Genomic DNA, 17,977 nt, shown 5'->3' on the forward strand with positions numbered 1-17,977 from the left:
TATATGCGATAGGCTCAACATACCTCCTTGTAAGGATGAAATAAATTTTCTATCGCCGCTTTTATATAGTGAGGATCATTATGAGCACGTCTCCTTTATCCGTCCCTTTTGCCGCGTCTGCGCAACAGCAGGCGCAAACCAATGCCGGTATTCTTTTAGTCAGTGGGCTGGTAGCGCAAGTTGCACTGTTACTGAAACTCTATGCGCTGGAGAACCCGCTGCAGCTGATCGCTTTGCTGGCCTGCTTGAGTCTTGCCTTTGTTTTGGCCGTATTTTTAATGCAGCTGAAAGTGTTCCAGAGCAAAAGTCGCCTGAGCCTGGTACGGCATGGGTTTGTCATCAGTGCCGTCGGCACCTTGCTGCTGATCCTGGTATTGCATGGTCTGCCAAACGACCTGCAGCTGTTTTCGGCAATGGCTGTTTGCGGGTTGGGCCAGGGAATGGTTTACAGCGCCGCGATACGTCGAGGCACCCACAACGACGGCCATGGACTGCGCCGACGCGCACTGCTGATTGCAGGGAGTATCCTTGCGGTTGCGGCTGTCCTGCTGATCCAATCGAGTTTTAGCGGAATAACGGGTTTTCCCTATGCTTTTGCGCTGTTGATTGACCTGTCGTTACTTGCGGCCTTGTACGTAAGGGTGGTCGAGCTGGAGAGCTAGCCGTTGATGCGACTAACCGGTCGCCGGATATAGGTCAAAGGATTGAGCGAGCGCAGGTGCATCTGCAATACGGTGCCACGGCGGAAGAAGTAGTTGAGGAGGGTCAATGACAACAATTCGGTCAGCAGGGTGCTGTAGGCCGCGCCCATCATGCCGTATTGGCGGATCAGGCAGTATGACAGCGGAATATTGATGATAAACACCAGGAACATCTTCTTCGACAAGAAGCCGTAGCCGGAGAAAATCACAATGTATTTGTAGGCCAGGGTGCCCAGTGCGGAAAGCAGGGTGGCAACCGCCAACACCCCCATCGCCGGGTAAGCCGCTAAATATTGCTCGCCGTACAGCAGCACAATCACCGGTTTGCCGAGCAAAAAGATGCCGGCGACGATCGCGGCGGCAATCGCCAGCACCAGCCCATTGAGTTTGGCGGCGGTGCGCATGGCGTCATCACGCTGATAAGCGAAAATTTTAGCGAAAAATGAGGTGATCACCGCATCGGTGACAAACATCCAGGCGGTGGCCAGCGTAATGGCAACGGAGTAAATTCCCAGCGCTTCGGCGGAGACGAACCACATCAGGAACAGCTGTGCCAGCCGAGTGTAGATGGCGATGGAGACATTGGAAACCGCCAAGGGCAGGCCGCTGGCGAGCAGATAGCGCACGTATTTGCGGCGAACGCGCCCTGGTGCGACAAAGCGCGGATTGCGGCGGTGATAGATATGGTGGCGGATCAGGTAGGGGATCAAATAAACCATCACGATCGGGATCGCCAGGTAATACAGATGCAGATCAAAATAAACGATCAGATAACGCACCAGCAGCGCACTGCCCAGCCCGCTGACGTTGGCCAGCGTATTGAAGCGCGACTCCAGCCGGGCATCATGATAGATGGTGAAAACGTCCCTGAGTGAGAAGAAGCTGGCGACAAAGGTGGCGGCGCAAAAGTAGAAGGTAATGAAATCCTCCCGTAGGCCGGTGTAAATCAATATTGCCGCAGAGAACAGCACAAAGCAGCCCTGACGCAGCCGGTTGGTGGAAAACATCAATGCCGTTCCCGAGGCCGGGTTGCGGCTAATCCGCTTGAACAGCACGGTATCCGAGCCCAGCAGCGCCAGCGTTTGAGTAATGGCGAAAATCGCGGTGGCAAAGGTGATTTTGCCAAAGCTTTCCGGGCCAATATATCTCGCCATATAGGCGGTGATAAAAATGACGCCAAGGATAGACACCATTTTTTCGGATATCATCCAAAACGCATTTCTCACGATATTGATATCTATGAATTTTAATTTCATGGGACTTTCCCTGTCGCATCTTATAATAGGAATCATCCGATTATTTCCTTACCCTCTGTAAGGAATGACTCACAGGGTTTTATAATTAAGATGCAATAACCGGAATGTCAGCAGCATTTATCCCTATGCTAGATTCATGGAAGAAAGAGAAGAATGAGAAAACTCGCAAAACGACTCTATCGGGCCGCGCCCGATTTTATCTATTATCAAGTCAGCCACTATCTTGCCCATGGCGCTTGGATTAACTTCAAATCCCCCAAGACATTTTCAGAGAAAATTTATCGGCGCATGCGCTACCCATGCCGTGATTTCAGTATGTTAGCGGACAAGGTGGCCGTCAGGGACTATATTTCACAGCGGGTATCGGAAAAGTACCTAACCCCCATCATGATGATTAGCGATAATTTCACCGAACAAGATTACCTTTCATTACCCCAATCGTTTGTTATCAAAACTAATAATGCTTCGCAACAGGTCAAGATAGTCAAAGATAAAAGCGAAGTTACTTTTTCCGATATTGCGAAGATTCTTAATGAATGGTCTGAAATAACCTACTGGAAAAGGTTTCGCGAAAAACATTACGACAATATCCCGCAGAAAATTATCGTCGAGCAGCTATTGGATATAGAAACGGCAGGTGAGCTGATTGATTACAAGGTGCATGTTTTTAACGGTAAACACGCTTATTTGTTCGTAGAGCTGTTACGTGGCGGGCCTGAGCCGACGTCCCTGGAGTTTTTGGACGAGCATGCGCACCACTGTTTCTTTACCCAGGCGGATATCCCGCAGGTCAATACCCTGTATGAAAAACCGGCGTTCTGGGATGAAATGATCCGGGTGGCGAAAGCCGTTGCGGCAGATTTGGACTATTGCCGCGTCGACTTCTATCTCACCCGCGAGCAAATCTACATTGGTGAACTGACGCTGACCCCCGGTGCCGGCAACGAGGTTTACCTGCCGCGCGCGACCAACCTGCTGCTGGGCGAGATGATGTCCAAAGTCGGGTAGTGGCTGCTGCAGCCTTTAGCGGCCACAGTCCATTGGCGCGATGCTTTGCAACCATCGGAGAAACTCAGCCGCTTTGGGTTTGTCCAGCGTGCGTTGCGGATAAACCAGGTAGTAGGGCTTGCTGAGCGGCAATGCCGGTTCTGCCAGCGGCACCAGCGTCCCCCTGGCCAGTTCGCGCTGGATCAACCGCTGCTGGCCGAGCAAAATGCCGTGGCCCTCGACCGCGGCGTCAATCGCCAGTGAGGTCAGGTTATAGGTCAGGCCACGCCGCTGTGGTGGCGGTAACCCGGCGGCACTGAACCAGTCATGCCAGCCCGGCAGAAACTGACTTTCCTTGCCCCAATCCACATGGATCAGCGGCCGTTGGGTCCAGTCGCAGCCGGCCTGCAATTGCGGGCTGCAAACCGGCTGCACGCAGTCCTGAAACAGCCGCACTTTTTCCAACAGCGGGTAGTCCTGATCGCCAAAACACAGGGCAAAGTCCGCCGCTGACCCGGCGAAATCGACTTCGGCATGGGTGGCGTGCAGGCGGATATCCACCTGTGGATGCCGGGCCAGCCAATCGCCGATCGCCGGGTTCAGCCATTTTGACGCCAATGCCGGCAAGGCGAATACCGTCAGCGTTTCCTTGCCCCGCTGGCGATCGACATGCTGTTGCGCCACGCGCAACGTTTCGAAGGCCTGTTGCACGTAGGCCAGGTAGTCCGCTCCCTGCTCGGTCAGCGTCACGCCGCTTTTAGCGCGGATAAACAGCACAATACCCAGCTGCTGCTCAAGCTGGCGGATCTGTTGGCTGACGGCGGCGGCGGTCAATGCCAGGTGGTCTGCCGCTTTGGCCAGGCTGCCGGTGCGGGCGGCGGTTTCAAACGCCAGAATGGCGTTCAGTTTGGGCAGCCGGGGACGGGAAGTTGGGCTCATGGCGCTTATCGCTAAGAAATGGTTAGCTCATCCTTAACGTATTTTTGTTATTACGGCAATCCGGCATTCGCTACAGTGGGTTATCCGGCCGCTACGCCTAAGGAGTCTCTGATGCAGCCACTCGCTCATATCGTTGATTTAACCGCCAACCCGATAGGTGATCCGGCCTTTCGGGCACGATGCAAAGCTACGTTGGATACGGCGGGGGCGCTGGTGCTACCGGGCTTTCTGACGGCGGCGGCGCTGGCGACAATCCGTCTGGAAGGGGCGGAGCACAGCCATGCGGCGTTTTATGCCGCCAGCAAGCATAACGTCTACCTCAGGCCGCAGGATGAAACGCTGCCGGCCGATCATGCACGCAACCGGCTGGTGGTCTCGTCCAAGGGCTGCATTACCGATGAGGAGATCCCACCGCAATCACCGCTGCGCACACTGTATGACGCGCAGCCGTTCCGCGATTTTCTCTGCGCGGTGCTGGAAGAACAGTGTCTGTATCCCTACGCCGATCGCCTGTCGTCGATCAACCTGCACTATGCCCATCGCGGGCAGGAACTGGGTTGGCATTTCGACAACTCGTCGTTCGCCATCACGCTGTTGATCCAGAAACCGCAGGCCGGTGGACGCTTTGAATATGTGGAAAACCTGCGCGATGCCGACCGCGGCGAGATGAATTACGCCGGGGTTTCCCAGGTGCTGGACGGTGAACGAGCGGTAAAGCCGTTGGCGATGGAAGAGGGGGATTTGGTGCTGTTCCGTGGCCGCAACGCCATGCATAGGGTCACGCCGACCGAAGGTGACATCACCCGCATGCTGGTGGTGCTGGCTTATAATGCACAGCCGGATATCGCGCTGTCGGAAAGCGCCAGAATGACCTTTTACGGCCGGGTGTAAGGGGAATAAAACTGCCCCGGTTGGGGCAGTTTAAAAACTCAGTGATGGGCTTCTTCGTGTGCCTGCTGTTCCAGTTTCACTTCCTGCGCGCGCTTGCGCAGGCCAAACCAGCCCAGCACCAGCAGCACGACCAGCACAGGAATGGTGGCGATGGTCCAGGTGCCGTTCGGGTAGTCAAACGCCATCATGACCACCACCGCCAGCAGGAACGCCAACGTCAGCCAGGAGGTGACCGGCGCGCCAGGCATCTTGAAGGTAACCGGCTTGGCACGGCCTTCACGCACGGCCTTACGCAGACGCATCTGGCAGACGATGATAAATGCCCAGGAGCTGATAATGCCCAGCGAAGCGATGTTCAACACGATCTCAAACACCTGTGAAGGCACCAGATAGTTCAAAATCACCCCGAGCACGTAGATACCGCAGGTCACCAGGATCCCGGCGTAAGGCACCTGCTGGCTGCTCATTTTGGCCATAAATTTCGGCGCCGAGCCGCCCATCGACAGCGAACGCAGAATACGGCCGGTGGAGTACAGCCCCGAGTTCAGGCTGGAGAGCGCGGCGGTCAACACCACGATGTTCATGATGGTGCCGATATAGGGCACGCCCAGCTTGCTGAAGAAGGTGACGAACGGGCTTTGGCCCGCCTGGTAGGCGTTCCACGGCAGCAGCAACACCAGCAGCACCACCGAGCCAACGTAGAACAGGCCGATGCGCCAAATAACGCTGTTGATAGCCTTCGGCAGCATTTTGGCCGGATCCTTGCACTCGCCGGCGGCGGTGCCGATCAGCTCAATCCCGGCGAAGGCGAAGATTACCCCTTGTACCAGCACCAACGCAGGCAGCAGGCCATGCGGGAACATGCCGCCGTTTTCGGTAATCAGATGCAGGCCGGTGGTATTGCCCGCCACCGGGGTGCCGGTGCCGAGAAACACCACGCCGACCACCAGGAAAAGCGCGATGGCGACCACTTTGATCAGGGCGAACCAGAACTCCATTTCGGCGAACCACTTCACGCCGATCATGTTCATGGTGGCGACCACCCCGAGGGCGCAGAGGGCAAACAACCACTGCGGCACATCGGCGAAGGTACCCCAATAGTGCATATACAGCGCTACCGCCGTGATGTCGACGATACCGGTCATCGCCCAGTTGAGGAAATACATCCAGCCGGCGACGTAAGAGGCTTTTTCACCGAGGAACTCGCGGGCGTAAGAAACAAAGCTGCCGCTGGTAGGGCGGTGTAAAACCAGTTCGCCCAATGCCCGCAGAATGAAGAAAGAGAAGATACCGCAGACCAGATACACCAGCGCCAGCGCCGGCCCTGCCAGTTCCAGCCGGCCGCCGGTGCCGAGGAACAGGCCGGTACCTATTGAACCGCCGATGGCGATCATTTGAATCTGCCGGTTGCCCATGCTTTTGTGGTAACCGGATTCGTGAGAGTCTAACCAGCGTCTTCTGGCTGCATGTTGCTCATGCGCCGATTTTTTTTGTGATTGCATCGTTCGTCCTGTTTTACCTGTCTGTAAAATTATCCTGCCCCAGCTTCGGAGCAAACGATTGCTACGACCAACCGTGATGAGAATGAGGTCATGGCATCATTCTGTTGTTTATACCCGTCGTGTTTCGATCTTCAGCAATGAAATTCATAGCGTATATTATATGAACAGCTGCCGTTAAATAACGGCGAGGCATGCTACCTTTTCTCTGGAAATGTGGCAAAAAATCCTGCGTATAAATCGTGAATAAGTGTGTTTATTTTTTGTTCCATATACAAAAGAACATATTATTCAATAAGATGATTGATTTTATCAAGACGGAAATAACGAGGAATAAAAAGTGATGAAAATCACAGAATAATAATTACCGTGCAAACTACAGGGGATTTTGCTTATTTATTCGCGATGAGAAAAAAGGGGAGGGGTAATAAACGTCACTTCGCCTGCGGCGATATTGCCACAGGCGAGGAACATCATGGGGAGGGGCGATTCTTAGGCTGATTCTCCGACCGGCAGGGCCGACGCAGGCAAACCGAATATCTTGTCGAACGCCCAGTTAAACACAAAGGTGTAGCACGGGATAATGACGATCAGCGCCATATCCAGCAGCAGCGCCTGCCACAGCGTAATTCCCATCCACCAGGCGATCAGCGGGATCAGATACACCACCAGCGTTAGTTGGAAGCCCACGGCATGGATAATGCGTCGCTTGAGCGTACGGCCCCGCGTTGCCTGGCGGCTTTCCCACAGTTCAAACAGTGAGTTGTAGATGAAGTTCCAGCTGACTGCGATGGTGGTGATGATCACCGCCAGCGGCCCGGTACTGCTGGGGGCGGTGCCGGAAAGCAATGCCAGCCCGAGTGCGGAGATCGCCATACCGATAATTTCATAGGCGGTGACATACACCAGTTTGCGTTTAACGCCTTGCATTACTCATCTCCTGACTGATTTTTTGGCTATAGGGTCGGATGACCTTTTGCCGTCTGACGAGTAAGATACCGTCAATCATATTGATAGAAAAAGTCAGGAGCTGTCAGTTTATCTGACAGGTGATGCAATGAACTTTTCCAGCGATAACATTGAGCTGTTTCTGGCGGTACTGGATCGCGGATCGTTTTCCGCTGCTGCCCGCTCGCTACGGCGTGTCCCTTCGGCGGTCAGCATGGGGATCGCCAACATGGAGGCGGAACTAGGGTTTCAGCTGTTTGATCGTTCACACCGGGAAACGCTACCCACCCCGCTGGCGTTGGCACTGGCGCCGCATGCGCGGTTGATCGCCGATCAGCTAAAGCAACTGCAGAACCACGCCATCGAATTATCCCAGGGGCTGGAAAGCACTCTGTCGGTCGGCGTCGCCTCGGACATCAACAGCAGCGGGCTGTTGGCTGCGGTCAAAACGCTGGCGGAACGCTACCCGTTGCTGAATATCGAAGTACTGACCGCCCCGCAGGACGACGTGTTGCATATGCTGCATCAGGGCAGGATTGGCGTTGCTCTGGCGTTCGGCGGGCTCAATATCAACAGCCAGGAGCAGTTCCACTTCGTCGGCGCTGAATCACTGGTTGCTATGCTCTCACCTTCGCACCCGGCGCTGAACGGGGCGGCAGACGAACTGTTTCTCGAAGATCTGGTTAACGTACGGCAGATTATGGTGGCCAGCCGCGATTTGCCGATTACCGATTTGCGGCCGCAGGTGGCGGAGTCCTACTGGCGTACCGACAGCCTGCCGATGGCGCTGAGCATGGTGGAGGCCGGTTTGGGCTGGGGGAATTTCCCGCTATCGTTGACCGCACCCTTGTTGGCGCAGCAACGGCTGGTCAGGCTGAAATTCAAAAACACCAAAAACGAACTGCGCCTGCCGATGCACCTGATCTGGCTGAAAAACAGGCCGCTGGAGAAGGCCGCCCATGAATTGGTGGCGTTAATGCGGGACAGGCCGCAAGTGGAATAATCCCCGTTATTGTATTGCTTTTATTTTCGTCGCTGAGCTACTTTGAGTGATGGCATCACTATGGGGGCAGCTAGCATGTTAAGCGAGACGGCATTATCGGTACTGAGCATTAGCGGGGCGATTACGCTGGGGGCAATGAGCCCAGGACAAAGTTTTATTCTGGTGGCGCGTACCGCGGTGGCCTCTTCGCGTCGCGACGGTATGGCGGTTGCGTTGGGCATGGGCGTCGGCTGCTTTATCTTTGCGCTCATTGCCCTGTTGGGGCTGCAATCTTTGCTGCTGGCGCTGCCGTGGCTTTACACCACGTTAAAAGTGCTGGGCGGGGCTTATCTTGTCTATCTGGCTTGCAAGATGCTGCGCGGGGCCAGCCAGCCGCTGACTGTGGAAACGGTCGGTGAGCAGCATCTGGGCTTTCGCAAGGCGTTTACCACCGGCCTGTTGACTCAACTGGGCAACCCCAACACCGCCATTGTGTTCGGCAGCGTGTTTGCCGCGTTGCTCAGCCACAAAATCTCACCGGTGATGTACCTCGTGTTGCCGCTGATCGCGCTGACTATCGATGTGCTGTGGTACGCCTTTGTGGCCTTTGTGCTGTCGTCACCGCGCCCACGCCGCACCTATCTGCGGTTTAAAGCCTGGTTCGATCGGCTGGGCGGCGGAGTTCTGGCCTTGCTCGGTCTGAAGCTGATGCTAAACCGATAACGCTAGTCGGCATGGCGGCGACACCACCAAAATCGCAGCAGCAAGATAACGGCGATCACCAGCGCGCAAAACAGCACGCTGGTCAGCCGTTTGTCGAAGCCCGAGATAAACCGGGCGATCGCTTCACCGCCGAAATAGCCCAGCAACACAAAGATTGTCGCCCACAGGATAGCGCCCAGAATATTCAACGGGACAAAACGCGACGGTGGCAGCTTGCTGGCACCGATTAACACCGGGCCAATAATGCGAAAACCATACATAAATCGCACGCCAATCACGAACAGCATCGGGTGGCGGGCAATCAGCTTTCTGGCGCGTTCAATGCGCTTTTCCTGGCTCTTCATGCGTGAAATCACCTTTCCGCCGAAGCGCCGACCGAGGAAATACAGGATCTGATCCCCTAGTGTGCCTCCCAATGCCACCACCGCAATCACCCAGGGCAAATGCAATAGCCCCTGGTGCGCCGCAATCCCCCCCAACAGAGTGATGGTTTCGCCTTCGGCCAGACAGCCGATAAACAGCGCCCAGTAGCCGTAATCCGTAATGTAGTGTGCCAAATCCGCCATACTGCTCCCTTTATGTCTTTAATACATAAGGGTCAGTATACTCTCTGTCAGTCAGCCGCGCCCTTCGGCGCGACGTAGCCGTAGAGGAGCAACAGATGTATCAGGATTTTGAGAGCGAACTGGACTGGGCTATGCGCCATATGCCACGCACCCGGGCGGCGGTAGCTGCGCTGCCGGATTTGAGCGGCGTGCGGCTGGCGTGCAATATGCATCTGGATCTGAAAATGGCACCGCTGGTGGCGGGCTTGCTGGACAAGGGCGCGGCGATTTATCTGACCACCTGTAACCCAACCACGGTACAGGATGACGTAGTGGCCTGGCTGGAGCGTCGCGGAGCCGAGGCTTATGCCTGGCGCGACATGAGCGATGCCGAATGGTCAGCTTCCTTTGACCGCGCTTTGGCCTGGGCGCCGACCCATCTGTGTGAAATGGGGGCGGATTTGACCACCCGTCTGCACCAGTCAAACGCCGGGCCACAGATTATCGCCGGGCTGGAGGCCACCGGTTCCGGCATCAGTAGGTTAAACGGCATGGCGCCGCGCTATCCGATCTTCAACTGGGATGACCTGCCGGTAAAAGAAGGGCTGCATAACCGCCATATGGTCGGCCTGACCGCCTGGCACACCTTCTTCCAGACCACCCATTTGACGCTGCATGAAAAATGCGTGCTGGTGATTGGTTATGGCCTGGTAGGGCAAGGCGTTGCGGCGGCGGCGAAAGCCTACGGTGGGCAGGTGATCGTGGCGGAAATCGATCCGGCGCGGGCGCTGCAGGCACGCTATGACGGCTGGGCGGTGGTCAGTCTTGCCAGTGCGGTGAGCCAGGCCGATGTGATTGCTACTGCCACCGGGGCGAAAAACGTGCTGTCGGCGCGGCATCTGCAGCAGGCGAAGGACGGGGTGTTTATTCTCAATGTGGGTCATGTGACGGCAGAGATTGACGTTGGCTTCCTGCAAAACCTGCCGCACAGCGAGCCTATGCCGTTTGTAAACGCCTACCAACTACAAGAGAAGACGCTGTATTTACTGGCCAACGGCTCGATGTTCAACCTGACGGCGGGCTACGGTGACAGCCTGAATGCCTTTGACGTGACGCTGGCAGTGATGGCGGCGGGCATTGGCCATATTGTCGGTGACGGTGCCCGGCAGCAGCCTGGTTTATATCTGTTGCCGCAGTCGGCCTGGCTGCCGGCGCTGTAACTTTTCTCTCGCGGGCGCTTATCCCAGAGCGCTCGCGGTTTGCGCAATTTTCTGTTCGACAGAATTTGTCACAAATCGGCTCGCATAATCCCAGTGCCAACTTCAGATCCCTCACATATAATTCGGCCAAATAAGACTTTCATCTTCTTCGTCACAGAGTAATGCATGTGAAAATACGTGTTTTGGTACTAACCCTGCTCGCTTTGCAGGCAGGAGCAGGCATCGCGCCGCGCGCGCTGGCCAGCGAAAATAACGCGGTCACCCGTGCCGCCGAGCCTGAACTGGCTTCCGGCAGTGCCATGGTGGTGGATATGCAGACCCACAAGGTGATGTATGCGCGTAACCCGGATGAAGTGGTGCCGATTGCTTCGATCACCAAGCTGATGACCGCGATGGTCACGCTGGACGCCCATCAGCCGCTGGATGAAATGTTGTCGGTGGACATACATCAGACGCCGGAGATGAAAGGGGTCTACTCGCGCGTTCGTCTGAACAGTGAAATCAGCCGTAAAGATATGCTGCTATTGGCATTGATGTCGTCGGAAAACCGTGCGGCCGCCAGTCTGGCGCATCATTATCCGGGCGGTTACGGTGCCTTTATCAAAGCGATGAATGCCAAAGCCAAATCCCTGGGGATGACCAACACGCGTTACGTGGAGCCGACCGGGCTGTCGATTCATAACGTTTCGACCGCACGCGACCTGACCAAGCTGTTGATTGCCACCAAGCAATATCCGCTGATTGGTCAGCTCAGTACCACCACCGAACGCATGGCGAGTTTTAAGGATCCGAACTACACGCTGCCGTTCCGCAATACCAACCATCTGGTATACAACCAGAAATGGAACATCCAGTTGACCAAGACCGGCTTTACCAATGAAGCGGGACACTGCCTGGCGATGCGTACCATGATCGGTAGCCGTTCGGTCTCACTGGTGGTGCTGGACGCCTTTGGCAAGTACACCCATTTCGCCGATGCCAACCGCCTGCGCACCTGGATCGAAACCGGTAAGGTGACGCCGATCCCTGCGGCGGCCCGTGATTACCGCCGTCAGAAAGATGCCCGTCTGGCGAAGAACGAAACCGAATAACCCGTTCTGCGGCCTGCGGAGTTTTTTGCAGGCCGCGTCTCTCCCTAAAGCCGCCTTGTCCTTGCCGTCAGCAACATCTCCAATTACCTTGGGTAGAGCCGCGGCGCTAATCCATCCGCTATCATTAATGAATACTCTATCGTCGTGAGGACAGCATCCCATGAGCAAGGTTTCCACTTTTGTCATGTTCCAGGGTAATGCCCATGCCCAACAGGCTATTGATCTTTATAGTGAGTTGTTCGCCGGTTTCAAGGTTCAGCAGGTGCAACATTATGATGACAGTAATGATGGGCCACTGCGGATCAGGCAGGCATTCATCGATTTTAATCGGCAGAGTCTGGTATTTACCGATAGCCCAATCAGCCATGATTTCAGCTTCACCCCGGCAATATCCCTGTTTGTTAATCTGGCCAATGAAGCCGAACTTGAGCGGGTTTTCACCCGTCTGGCAGAAGGCGGCAAGGTGCTGATGCCGATTGATGACTATGGTTTCAGCGCACGCTTCGGCTGGTTAAACGACCGCTTCGGCTTGTCCTGGCAGCTGAATGTCCCGGCAGGGGATATGGCGGGATAACTTTTGAACCTGACCTATTCAACATCAATTGCACTATGCTAAACAGCTAAGAGTTAAATTTAAAAAGGATGAACCGCTTTGGCCGGAAGTAGCTTACTGACGTTAATCGACGATATCGCCTCGCTGCTGGACGATGTCTCGTTGATGACCAAAATGGCGGCGAAAAAAACCGCCGGGGTATTGGGGGACGATCTGGCGCTGAATGCGCAACAGGTGTCTGGGGTAAAGGCCGATCGTGAGCTGCCTATGGTGTGGAGCGTTGCCAAGGGGTCGTTTATCAATAAAGCGATCCTGGTGCCGCTGGCGTTATTGATCAGTGCTTTCGCGCCTTGGGCGATCACACCGCTGCTGATGGTGGGCGGTGCCTACCTGTGCTACGAAGGTTTTGAGAAGGTGTTTCATAGCCTGACCCACAGCAAACAAACGGGTGAAGATAAGAAAGAAGCGCTGGACGCCAATGAGGACGTGGCAACCTACGAAAAACGGAAGGTAAAAGGAGCGATCCGCACGGATTTCGTGCTGTCAGCCGAGATTATCGCCATTACATTGGGCACCGTCGCTGGCGCGACCTTTAGCCAACAGGTGATTGTACTGTGCGGTATTGCGATTGTAATGACGGTGGGGGTTTATGGCATTGTGGCCGGCATCGTTAAACTCGACGATTTGGGGCTGTATCTCAGTCGAAAAAGCAGCGAACTGGTGCGGTCGATCGGCAACGGCATTGTCAGCGCAGCGCCTTATCTGATGAAGACGTTGTCCGTGGTCGGGACCATCGCCATGTTTATGGTCGGGGGCGGTATCCTGACCCATGGCCTACCGCCGGTGCATCATCTGTTTGAAGACTGGGCATCTTACGCCACCGTGGTGCCAACCTTCGGCCAGATCCTGCAGGGGGTTATTCCTGCTTTGCTCAATGTGGTGTTTGGCCTGGTGGCTGGCGGTGCGGTGCTGTTGGTGGTGTCTGCACTGGGCGCTATTCGGGGGCGTTTAAAGGCCTAACTAAATTCCGCGCCTGTGGGCGCGGGGTCATTTAAAAGATCAGTTTGAAGACGCCGGTGATGGTGAGCAGGCCAACGATAAAGATAATGGCGACAATCCACAGAATGATTTTCATTCGTCTCTCCCACTTGATTTGAATGATGGCGCAGGTTTCCGCTAACCCAATGAAATCATTATTTACTGTAGTTGATAATCCACAAATTGCCTGCTGCGTTGTCTATTTGGGGGGATTTGCGTCACCTGCGCTCAACACACGCTGCATGATATGGGTGTCGCGCCACGCGCCCAACTTAAAGCCTACCGCCTTTAATGTGCCCACGCTGGTAAACCCCAGTTTCTGATGTAAGGCCAGCGAACCCTGATTCTCTTTGGCATTGCCAATGGTCGCCAGCATTTGACGCCAAGGGCCAAGTTCGCAGCGTGCGATCAGTGCGGACAGCAACGCTTTACCGATACCTTTCCCTTGCTGACCCTCGGCGATATAGACGGAGTTTTCCACAGTAAAGCGGTAGGCTGGGCGCGGTCGATAAGGCGTGGCATAGCAATAGCCCACCACGAGGTCAGCTTGCCTGGCGACCAGCCAGGGTAAACCCGCTTCCTGTACCTTGGCGAGACGCTGCTGCATTTCTTCCAACGTCGGTGGCGTTTCTTCAAACGACGCCGCGCCGTACAACACATGATGAGCGTAAATCTGTTGCACGGCTGACATGTCGTCTGGCGTAGCCTCGAGGAGCGTCAGTGGAGCGGTATAGGGCATGGTGGTACCTGTTTATCTTAAAAAATAAGAAGATAAACACATTATGCACCCGGCTTTGCGACAAGGTAAATTGGGCTTTCTTATGCTGAGCATAAGAAAAACCTATGGCTATCCGATGGCCGAACGCCGTGGTACCAAGCGTATCAATACGCCGGAAGCCAACAGTACGCCGAGGATCACCCAAGCGGCTCCGGCCAACTGCCAAACGTTGGGGGCGGTGCCCGTGGCCGTCGCTACCAGCATGGTGAATACCGGCGCCAGATTAAAGAAAATCGCGGTGCGTACCGAACCGATTTTTTCCAATCCGTTAAACCACAGCAAGTAGGCCAGCAGTGATCCGCACAGTGCCAGATAAACCACGGCGGCATGGACATTGAGGCTGGCTGCGGCCAGGTTTTGCAGTGGATTCTCGAAGATAAATCCCAATGGCAGTAGGGCCAAGGTGCCGAACAGCATTGAGTAACTGGTGTTTTCAATAGCCGTGGCATTACGCACCAGTCGACGAGTCCCAACCATATTTAGCGCCCAGGCCAGGCTGCCGAGTAAAATAATGCCATCGCCGGGACTGACCTCCAGCCGCAACAGCGTTTGAATCTGTCCCTTGGTGATCACCAGCACCACACCGATAAAGCCAGCCAGCAGACCGGCGATACGTGATCCGTTCAGTTTTTCATTTTCCCACATTACGCCAAAGACCAATGTCCATAACGGTGTCGTGGCGAGAATCAGTGCGCCGTTGACCGGTGTGGTGGACTGCAGACCGAAAAAGGTGCATAGGTTGAAGATCGTGAAACCCAGTACACCCAGTCCCAGATAGGCCAGCCAGTTGTTTCTCAGCGTACTGAGGCGCAGTTGCCCGCGCAGGCCGAAGAACACGAACAGCGTCAGCGTTGCCAAACTAAAACGCTCGATAGAGGCGGTGATCGGCGGCTGATGGGCGATGATATAGGCACCGGCATTAAAGTTGGTGCCCCAGAAAAAGGTGGCGGCAATGACGCCCAGATAGGCCAGTGGCAGCGAGGTTTTCATTATGATTTCCTGTGGTGTCTGAATATACAGAAAACAGTTTGCGGCATAACCCTTTGCGGTAATATTCCCCATATATTCACTTTAGATGTGAGAAAACGCCCATGTTCAATTGGGAAGATCTGCACTATTTCATGGTGTTCGCGCAGGAAAAGTCGCTATCGGGTGCCGCCCGCAGTTTGAAGGTGGATCACGCAACCGTCGCCCGACGTATTGCCAGTCTGGAAATGGCGTTGGCGTTAAAGCTGGTTGATCGCCGCCCGCGCAGCTATTTATTGACCGTCGACGGGCAGCGCATCGCCGCGCAGGGTGACAGCATGACGCTCAACGCCTTTGCGGTCAGCCGTGCGGCGCTCAGTGGCCGGCAGGGCATTGCGGGTGAAGTGACGCTAAGCGTGCCGCCCGTTATGGGGCTGAAGCTGATCGCGCCGCGTATTGCTCAGTTACAGCGGCGTTATCCGGATTTACAGCTTGTCTTGCTGGCGGATACGACCAACGTCTCGCTGTTGCGTGGGGAAGCGGACATTGCCATTCGCCTGAGTCGCGCCAGTGAAAGCGATCTGGTCGCCAGAAAGATTGGCACCGTCGAGTTTGGTCTGTATGCCAATGCGGGATATTTGCAGGCAACGTCGGAGGCGGAATGGGGGTTTATCGGTTATCACGACTCGCGGGCGGCGTCGGTCCAGCAAAAATGGTTGTTGGAACAGGCTGGCGGGCGATCGCTGGTCATGCGCAGCAATGACCTGATGATCCAGGCCGCGGCCGCGGAGGCGGGGGCGGGTATTGCACTGCTGCCACATTTCGTCGGACAGGAGCTGGGGCTCGAACGTTTGGCAGGGCCGCGTTCGCTCCAGCGTGAGATTTGGCTAACGGTGCATGACGATATTCGTCATGCACCGGGTATTGCCGCTGTGACGGCGTTTTTGCTGGACTGCTATGCGGGCGTTGCGGGCATCACCCGGCTGGTAGATAACCTCGGCTGAACGTGGATTAACCACGCATAAGCTGGGCCACTGCCTGCTGCAAATAACGCAACAGCGGCGGTGTCAGCCAGGTACCTTCAACCAGCGTAGGTTCCCGTTCCATTGCCTGGCGGATTTTCATTTGGGTGGCCGGATTGGTCCCCGCATAAGATTGGAACAGCTCAAGCCATTGGGCTGCCAAGCGTTTTGCCTGTTCAGATTCTGGTGGTACCCCCTCATTCAGTGCCTGGTGGAACTGTGCGATCAGCGCCGGCCATTCCTGCAAGCGGGTAAAATAGTGTTGGTGCACATGGGCGTATTCCTCCTCCGACAGGTATTTCCGGTAGATGGACAGCTTGGTTTCGGCAAAGGCCCGGGTCACGTAGTCTGTCATTGTCGGGGTGATACCGGTTTGTTCGCGTATTGCAGGCTCATCGGCATGCATAGCATTTAACCGGGTGAGAAATGCCGGGTTGTTTGCGGTATCGCGTTCCAGCATAAGCATCCAACGCCTGGCCAGAGTCTGTGCCTGTAGCGTTTGCGGCGCGACGCCGTTGTCGATCAGTTGGCGAATGCCGCCGACCAGTTCACCCCATTCCCGGTTACGTGTCGGGTTGGCCTGATAGAAGGGCAATTGTGCCAGCTCATCGGCGGTAAAATATTTGTCGTACATGGTCATTAACTCCAATGTCGTCAGCCAGTCGCTCAAATCAGGTTCGTCCCCAACGGAAAGCTGCGCGTGCATTTGCTGTAAACGGTCGCGCAGTGCGGCAGTCTGCACCAGTTGTCGATTCAGCATGGTGATTTGCTGCTCAATCACCGTGGTGAGCGCCATCCCTGAACGCGCCAAAATGGCCCCGACCTCCGCCAGCGTCACCCCCATTCGGCGCAGTGCCTGAATATGGTGCAGGCGAGTGATGTCGGCCCGGTTATATAAACGATAGCCGGCGTCGGAACGCGCAGAAGGAACCAGCAAACCTATGCTGTCGTAGTAATGTAGCGTCCTGACGGTAATGCCGGAACGTCGGGCCAGTTCGCCCACTTTCAGTAACATGAGGTGTGCTCCTCCCTGGGTGCGTGCAGAAATACTAAAGCCTGACGTAGCGTAAGGGTCAATAGGGGCAATGTGGATATTTTCGGCGGGAAAAGTTTAGCTTTGTAAGAGCTCTTAATGGCAAAAGCCCAGCATGATGGCTGGGCTTTGCGGGTCCCTTAAAGGGAAGGTATAACATAAGGGCCTTTTCGGCTACGGCAGCAATGGTACCCGACTTGATTGTTTTGTCAACAAGATGAGCGTTATTCAAGCAGCATGTTTCGAGCATTAATTGATTTGATTACAGCTCGTTGTATCTCTGCGACCAGTTCACGATGTAAACATTGGATGAGAAATCCTCGTTCCTTTCGCGCCCTGTTAAGGCGTTGGCGACTCACCTGTTGCACCAGATCTCCTTTGGCCCAACGCGTTTGTGGGTGAAAGAATCTCATGTCTTCAATGGCCTCACCGGCAATCTCAATATGCATACCCAAGTTAAGTTTACTTATGTCTTTGGTAGTCGACAGCGGCACAATGATGCAGGCGTTACCGTTGATTTTGCCATTGAGCACCACGATAAGTCGATTCTTCACCATTTCTGGTGGAATGTGGCCATTATAAAAATGGGGCGTGTGAGGGTGGGAATGGGGGCCGGATAATTACCGTAGTTGCATTCGAGAATTTCCCCGACTTTAGGGGCGAAGTTGATAGGCATATGAACGCTCCTTGTTGCGCAAAACTAACAGAACTGAATGATAATAATCAGCATATTGCCCAGTCGGAGAAAGGCATAGAAAGGAGAATTTGGGAGGATAAGATTAAAAATGCGAGCCCTTACGCAAGA

The 17,977-nt window shown here is 55.0% G+C and carries 18 protein-coding genes and 1 pseudogene; 10 read left to right on the forward strand and 9 right to left on the reverse strand.

Annotation, left to right across the window (positions count from 1 at the left end; translation table 11 throughout):
* The first annotated feature begins 80 nt into the window (after positions 1 to 80).
* Positions 81 to 662, forward strand: a complete 582-nt coding sequence (locus OCH02_RS08950; protein ID WP_261430896.1) for a hypothetical protein — start codon at positions 81 to 83, stop codon at positions 660 to 662.
* Here the strand turns inward: OCH02_RS08950 and OCH02_RS08955 are convergent.
* On the reverse strand, positions 659 to 1,957 hold the full coding sequence (locus OCH02_RS08955; protein ID WP_261136601.1) for an oligosaccharide flippase family protein: 1,299 nt from the start codon (positions 1,955 to 1,957) through the stop codon (positions 659 to 661). The two genes, OCH02_RS08950 and OCH02_RS08955, sit on opposite strands and share 4 nt — an antisense overlap.
* Positions 1,958 to 2,110: 153 nt before the next feature.
* Here OCH02_RS08955 and OCH02_RS08960 point away from each other — a divergent pair, with 153 nt between their 5' ends.
* Positions 2,111 to 2,965 (forward strand): ATP-grasp fold amidoligase family protein, encoded by an 855-nt coding sequence (locus OCH02_RS08960; protein ID WP_261430897.1) that lies wholly within the window; start codon positions 2,111 to 2,113, stop codon positions 2,963 to 2,965.
* Between the two features lie 15 nt (positions 2,966 to 2,980).
* Here the strand turns inward: OCH02_RS08960 and OCH02_RS08965 are convergent, their stop codons facing one another.
* The gene (locus OCH02_RS08965) at positions 2,981 to 3,883 is read right to left on the reverse strand and encodes a LysR substrate-binding domain-containing protein (protein ID WP_261430898.1); all 903 of its coding nucleotides are present in this window, start codon (positions 3,881 to 3,883) and stop codon (positions 2,981 to 2,983) included.
* Between the two features lie 111 nt (positions 3,884 to 3,994).
* Here OCH02_RS08965 and OCH02_RS08970 point away from each other — a divergent pair, with 111 nt between their 5' ends.
* On the forward strand, positions 3,995 to 4,774 hold the full coding sequence (locus tag OCH02_RS08970; protein ID WP_261430899.1) for a 2OG-Fe(II) oxygenase: 780 nt from the start codon (positions 3,995 to 3,997) through the stop codon (positions 4,772 to 4,774).
* A gap of 38 nt (positions 4,775 to 4,812) precedes the next feature.
* On the opposite strand, the gene ansP is transcribed toward OCH02_RS08970, so the two are convergent.
* The gene (ansP, locus tag OCH02_RS08975; RefSeq protein WP_261095487.1) at positions 4,813 to 6,276 is read right to left on the reverse strand and encodes an L-asparagine permease; all 1,464 of its coding nucleotides are present in this window, start codon (positions 6,274 to 6,276) and stop codon (positions 4,813 to 4,815) included.
* 489 nt (positions 6,277 to 6,765) lie between these two features.
* Positions 6,766 to 7,203, reverse strand: coding sequence for a PACE efflux transporter (locus tag OCH02_RS08980; protein ID WP_153857604.1), 438 nt, complete (start codon positions 7,201 to 7,203; stop codon positions 6,766 to 6,768).
* A gap of 127 nt (positions 7,204 to 7,330) precedes the next feature.
* Here OCH02_RS08980 and OCH02_RS08985 point away from each other — a divergent pair, with 127 nt between their 5' ends.
* Complete coding sequence (locus OCH02_RS08985) at positions 7,331 to 8,224, forward strand: LysR family transcriptional regulator (RefSeq protein WP_261430900.1); 894 nt, start codon at positions 7,331 to 7,333, stop codon at positions 8,222 to 8,224.
* A 75-nt stretch (positions 8,225 to 8,299) separates the two neighbouring features.
* On the forward strand, positions 8,300 to 8,926 hold the full coding sequence (locus tag OCH02_RS08990; protein ID WP_261430901.1) for a LysE family translocator: 627 nt from the start codon (positions 8,300 to 8,302) through the stop codon (positions 8,924 to 8,926).
* 2 nt (positions 8,927 to 8,928) lie between these two features.
* Here OCH02_RS08990 and OCH02_RS08995 read toward each other — a convergent pair whose 3' ends face one another.
* The gene (locus OCH02_RS08995) at positions 8,929 to 9,492 is read right to left on the reverse strand and encodes a DedA family protein (protein WP_261430902.1); all 564 of its coding nucleotides are present in this window, start codon (positions 9,490 to 9,492) and stop codon (positions 8,929 to 8,931) included.
* 95 nt (positions 9,493 to 9,587) lie between these two features.
* Here OCH02_RS08995 and OCH02_RS09000 point away from each other — a divergent pair, with 95 nt between their 5' ends.
* The 4 genes from OCH02_RS09000 to OCH02_RS09015 all read left to right on the forward strand — a co-directional run bounded on the left by OCH02_RS09000 (position 9,588) and on the right by OCH02_RS09015 (position 13,355).
* Positions 9,588 to 10,691, forward strand: a complete 1,104-nt coding sequence (locus OCH02_RS09000) for an adenosylhomocysteinase (RefSeq protein WP_261430903.1) — start codon at positions 9,588 to 9,590, stop codon at positions 10,689 to 10,691.
* 161 nt (positions 10,692 to 10,852) lie between these two features.
* The gene (gene pbpG, locus OCH02_RS09005; protein WP_261430904.1) at positions 10,853 to 11,782 is read left to right on the forward strand and encodes a D-alanyl-D-alanine endopeptidase; all 930 of its coding nucleotides are present in this window, start codon (positions 10,853 to 10,855) and stop codon (positions 11,780 to 11,782) included.
* Between the two features lie 160 nt (positions 11,783 to 11,942).
* Positions 11,943 to 12,356 carry a VOC family protein gene (locus tag OCH02_RS09010; RefSeq protein WP_261430905.1) on the forward strand — a complete coding sequence of 138 codons (414 nt, stop codon included), beginning with the start codon at positions 11,943 to 11,945 and terminating at the stop codon, positions 12,354 to 12,356.
* Between the two features lie 78 nt (positions 12,357 to 12,434).
* Positions 12,435 to 13,355 (forward strand): DUF808 domain-containing protein, encoded by a 921-nt coding sequence (locus OCH02_RS09015; protein ID WP_261430906.1) that lies wholly within the window; start codon positions 12,435 to 12,437, stop codon positions 13,353 to 13,355.
* A 217-nt stretch (positions 13,356 to 13,572) separates the two neighbouring features.
* On the opposite strand, the gene OCH02_RS09020 is transcribed toward OCH02_RS09015, so the two are convergent.
* Positions 13,573 to 14,112, reverse strand: coding sequence for a GNAT family N-acetyltransferase (locus OCH02_RS09020; protein WP_261430907.1), 540 nt, complete (start codon positions 14,110 to 14,112; stop codon positions 13,573 to 13,575).
* 108 nt (positions 14,113 to 14,220) lie between these two features.
* The gene (locus OCH02_RS09025; protein ID WP_261430908.1) at positions 14,221 to 15,141 is read right to left on the reverse strand and encodes a DMT family transporter; all 921 of its coding nucleotides are present in this window, start codon (positions 15,139 to 15,141) and stop codon (positions 14,221 to 14,223) included.
* Positions 15,142 to 15,242: 101 nt separating this feature from the next.
* On the opposite strand from OCH02_RS09025, the gene OCH02_RS09030 reads away from it, so the two are divergent.
* Entirely contained in the window at positions 15,243 to 16,121 is an 879-nt protein-coding gene (locus OCH02_RS09030) for a LysR family transcriptional regulator (RefSeq protein WP_261430909.1), read from the forward strand.
* Between the two features lie 7 nt (positions 16,122 to 16,128).
* On the opposite strand, the gene OCH02_RS09035 is transcribed toward OCH02_RS09030, so the two are convergent.
* Both OCH02_RS09035 and OCH02_RS09040 read right to left on the reverse strand, forming a co-directional pair.
* The gene (locus tag OCH02_RS09035; RefSeq protein ID WP_261430910.1) at positions 16,129 to 17,154 is read right to left on the reverse strand and encodes a MerR family transcriptional regulator; all 1,026 of its coding nucleotides are present in this window, start codon (positions 17,152 to 17,154) and stop codon (positions 16,129 to 16,131) included.
* A 242-nt stretch (positions 17,155 to 17,396) separates the two neighbouring features.
* Positions 17,397 to 17,848, reverse strand: a pseudogene (locus OCH02_RS09040) (type II toxin-antitoxin system PemK/MazF family toxin).
* Between the last annotated feature and the right edge of the window lie 129 nt (positions 17,849 to 17,977).

This window comes from Serratia quinivorans (assembly GCF_946227985.1).
GTDB classification, from domain to species: Bacteria; Pseudomonadota; Gammaproteobacteria; order Enterobacterales; family Enterobacteriaceae; genus Serratia; species Serratia quinivorans_A.

Excerpts from the sequence above, each read along its gene's own strand:
- OCH02_RS08950 (WP_261430896.1), top strand. The coding sequence starts at position 81 with ATGAGCACGTCTCCTTTATCCGTCCCTTTTGCCGCGTCTGCGCAACAG.
- OCH02_RS08955 (WP_261136601.1), bottom strand. The coding sequence starts at position 1,957 with ATGAAATTAAAATTCATAGATATCAATATCGTGAGAAATGCGTTTTGG.
- OCH02_RS08960 (WP_261430897.1), top strand. The coding sequence starts at position 2,111 with ATGAGAAAACTCGCAAAACGACTCTATCGGGCCGCGCCCGATTTTATC.
- OCH02_RS08965 (WP_261430898.1), bottom strand. The coding sequence starts at position 3,883 with ATGAGCCCAACTTCCCGTCCCCGGCTGCCCAAACTGAACGCCATTCTG.
- OCH02_RS08970 (WP_261430899.1), top strand. The coding sequence starts at position 3,995 with ATGCAGCCACTCGCTCATATCGTTGATTTAACCGCCAACCCGATAGGT.
- ansP (WP_261095487.1), bottom strand. The coding sequence starts at position 6,276 with ATGCAATCACAAAAAAAATCGGCGCATGAGCAACATGCAGCCAGAAGA.
- OCH02_RS08980 (WP_153857604.1), bottom strand. The coding sequence starts at position 7,203 with ATGCAAGGCGTTAAACGCAAACTGGTGTATGTCACCGCCTATGAAATT.
- OCH02_RS08985 (WP_261430900.1), top strand. The coding sequence starts at position 7,331 with ATGAACTTTTCCAGCGATAACATTGAGCTGTTTCTGGCGGTACTGGAT.
- OCH02_RS08990 (WP_261430901.1), top strand. The coding sequence starts at position 8,300 with ATGTTAAGCGAGACGGCATTATCGGTACTGAGCATTAGCGGGGCGATT.
- OCH02_RS08995 (WP_261430902.1), bottom strand. The coding sequence starts at position 9,492 with ATGGCGGATTTGGCACACTACATTACGGATTACGGCTACTGGGCGCTG.
- OCH02_RS09000 (WP_261430903.1), top strand. The coding sequence starts at position 9,588 with ATGTATCAGGATTTTGAGAGCGAACTGGACTGGGCTATGCGCCATATG.
- pbpG (WP_261430904.1), top strand. The coding sequence starts at position 10,853 with ATGCATGTGAAAATACGTGTTTTGGTACTAACCCTGCTCGCTTTGCAG.
- OCH02_RS09010 (WP_261430905.1), top strand. The coding sequence starts at position 11,943 with ATGAGCAAGGTTTCCACTTTTGTCATGTTCCAGGGTAATGCCCATGCC.
- OCH02_RS09020 (WP_261430907.1), bottom strand. The coding sequence starts at position 14,112 with ATGCCCTATACCGCTCCACTGACGCTCCTCGAGGCTACGCCAGACGAC.
- OCH02_RS09025 (WP_261430908.1), bottom strand. The coding sequence starts at position 15,141 with ATGAAAACCTCGCTGCCACTGGCCTATCTGGGCGTCATTGCCGCCACC.
- OCH02_RS09030 (WP_261430909.1), top strand. The coding sequence starts at position 15,243 with ATGTTCAATTGGGAAGATCTGCACTATTTCATGGTGTTCGCGCAGGAA.
- OCH02_RS09035 (WP_261430910.1), bottom strand. The coding sequence starts at position 17,154 with ATGTTACTGAAAGTGGGCGAACTGGCCCGACGTTCCGGCATTACCGTC.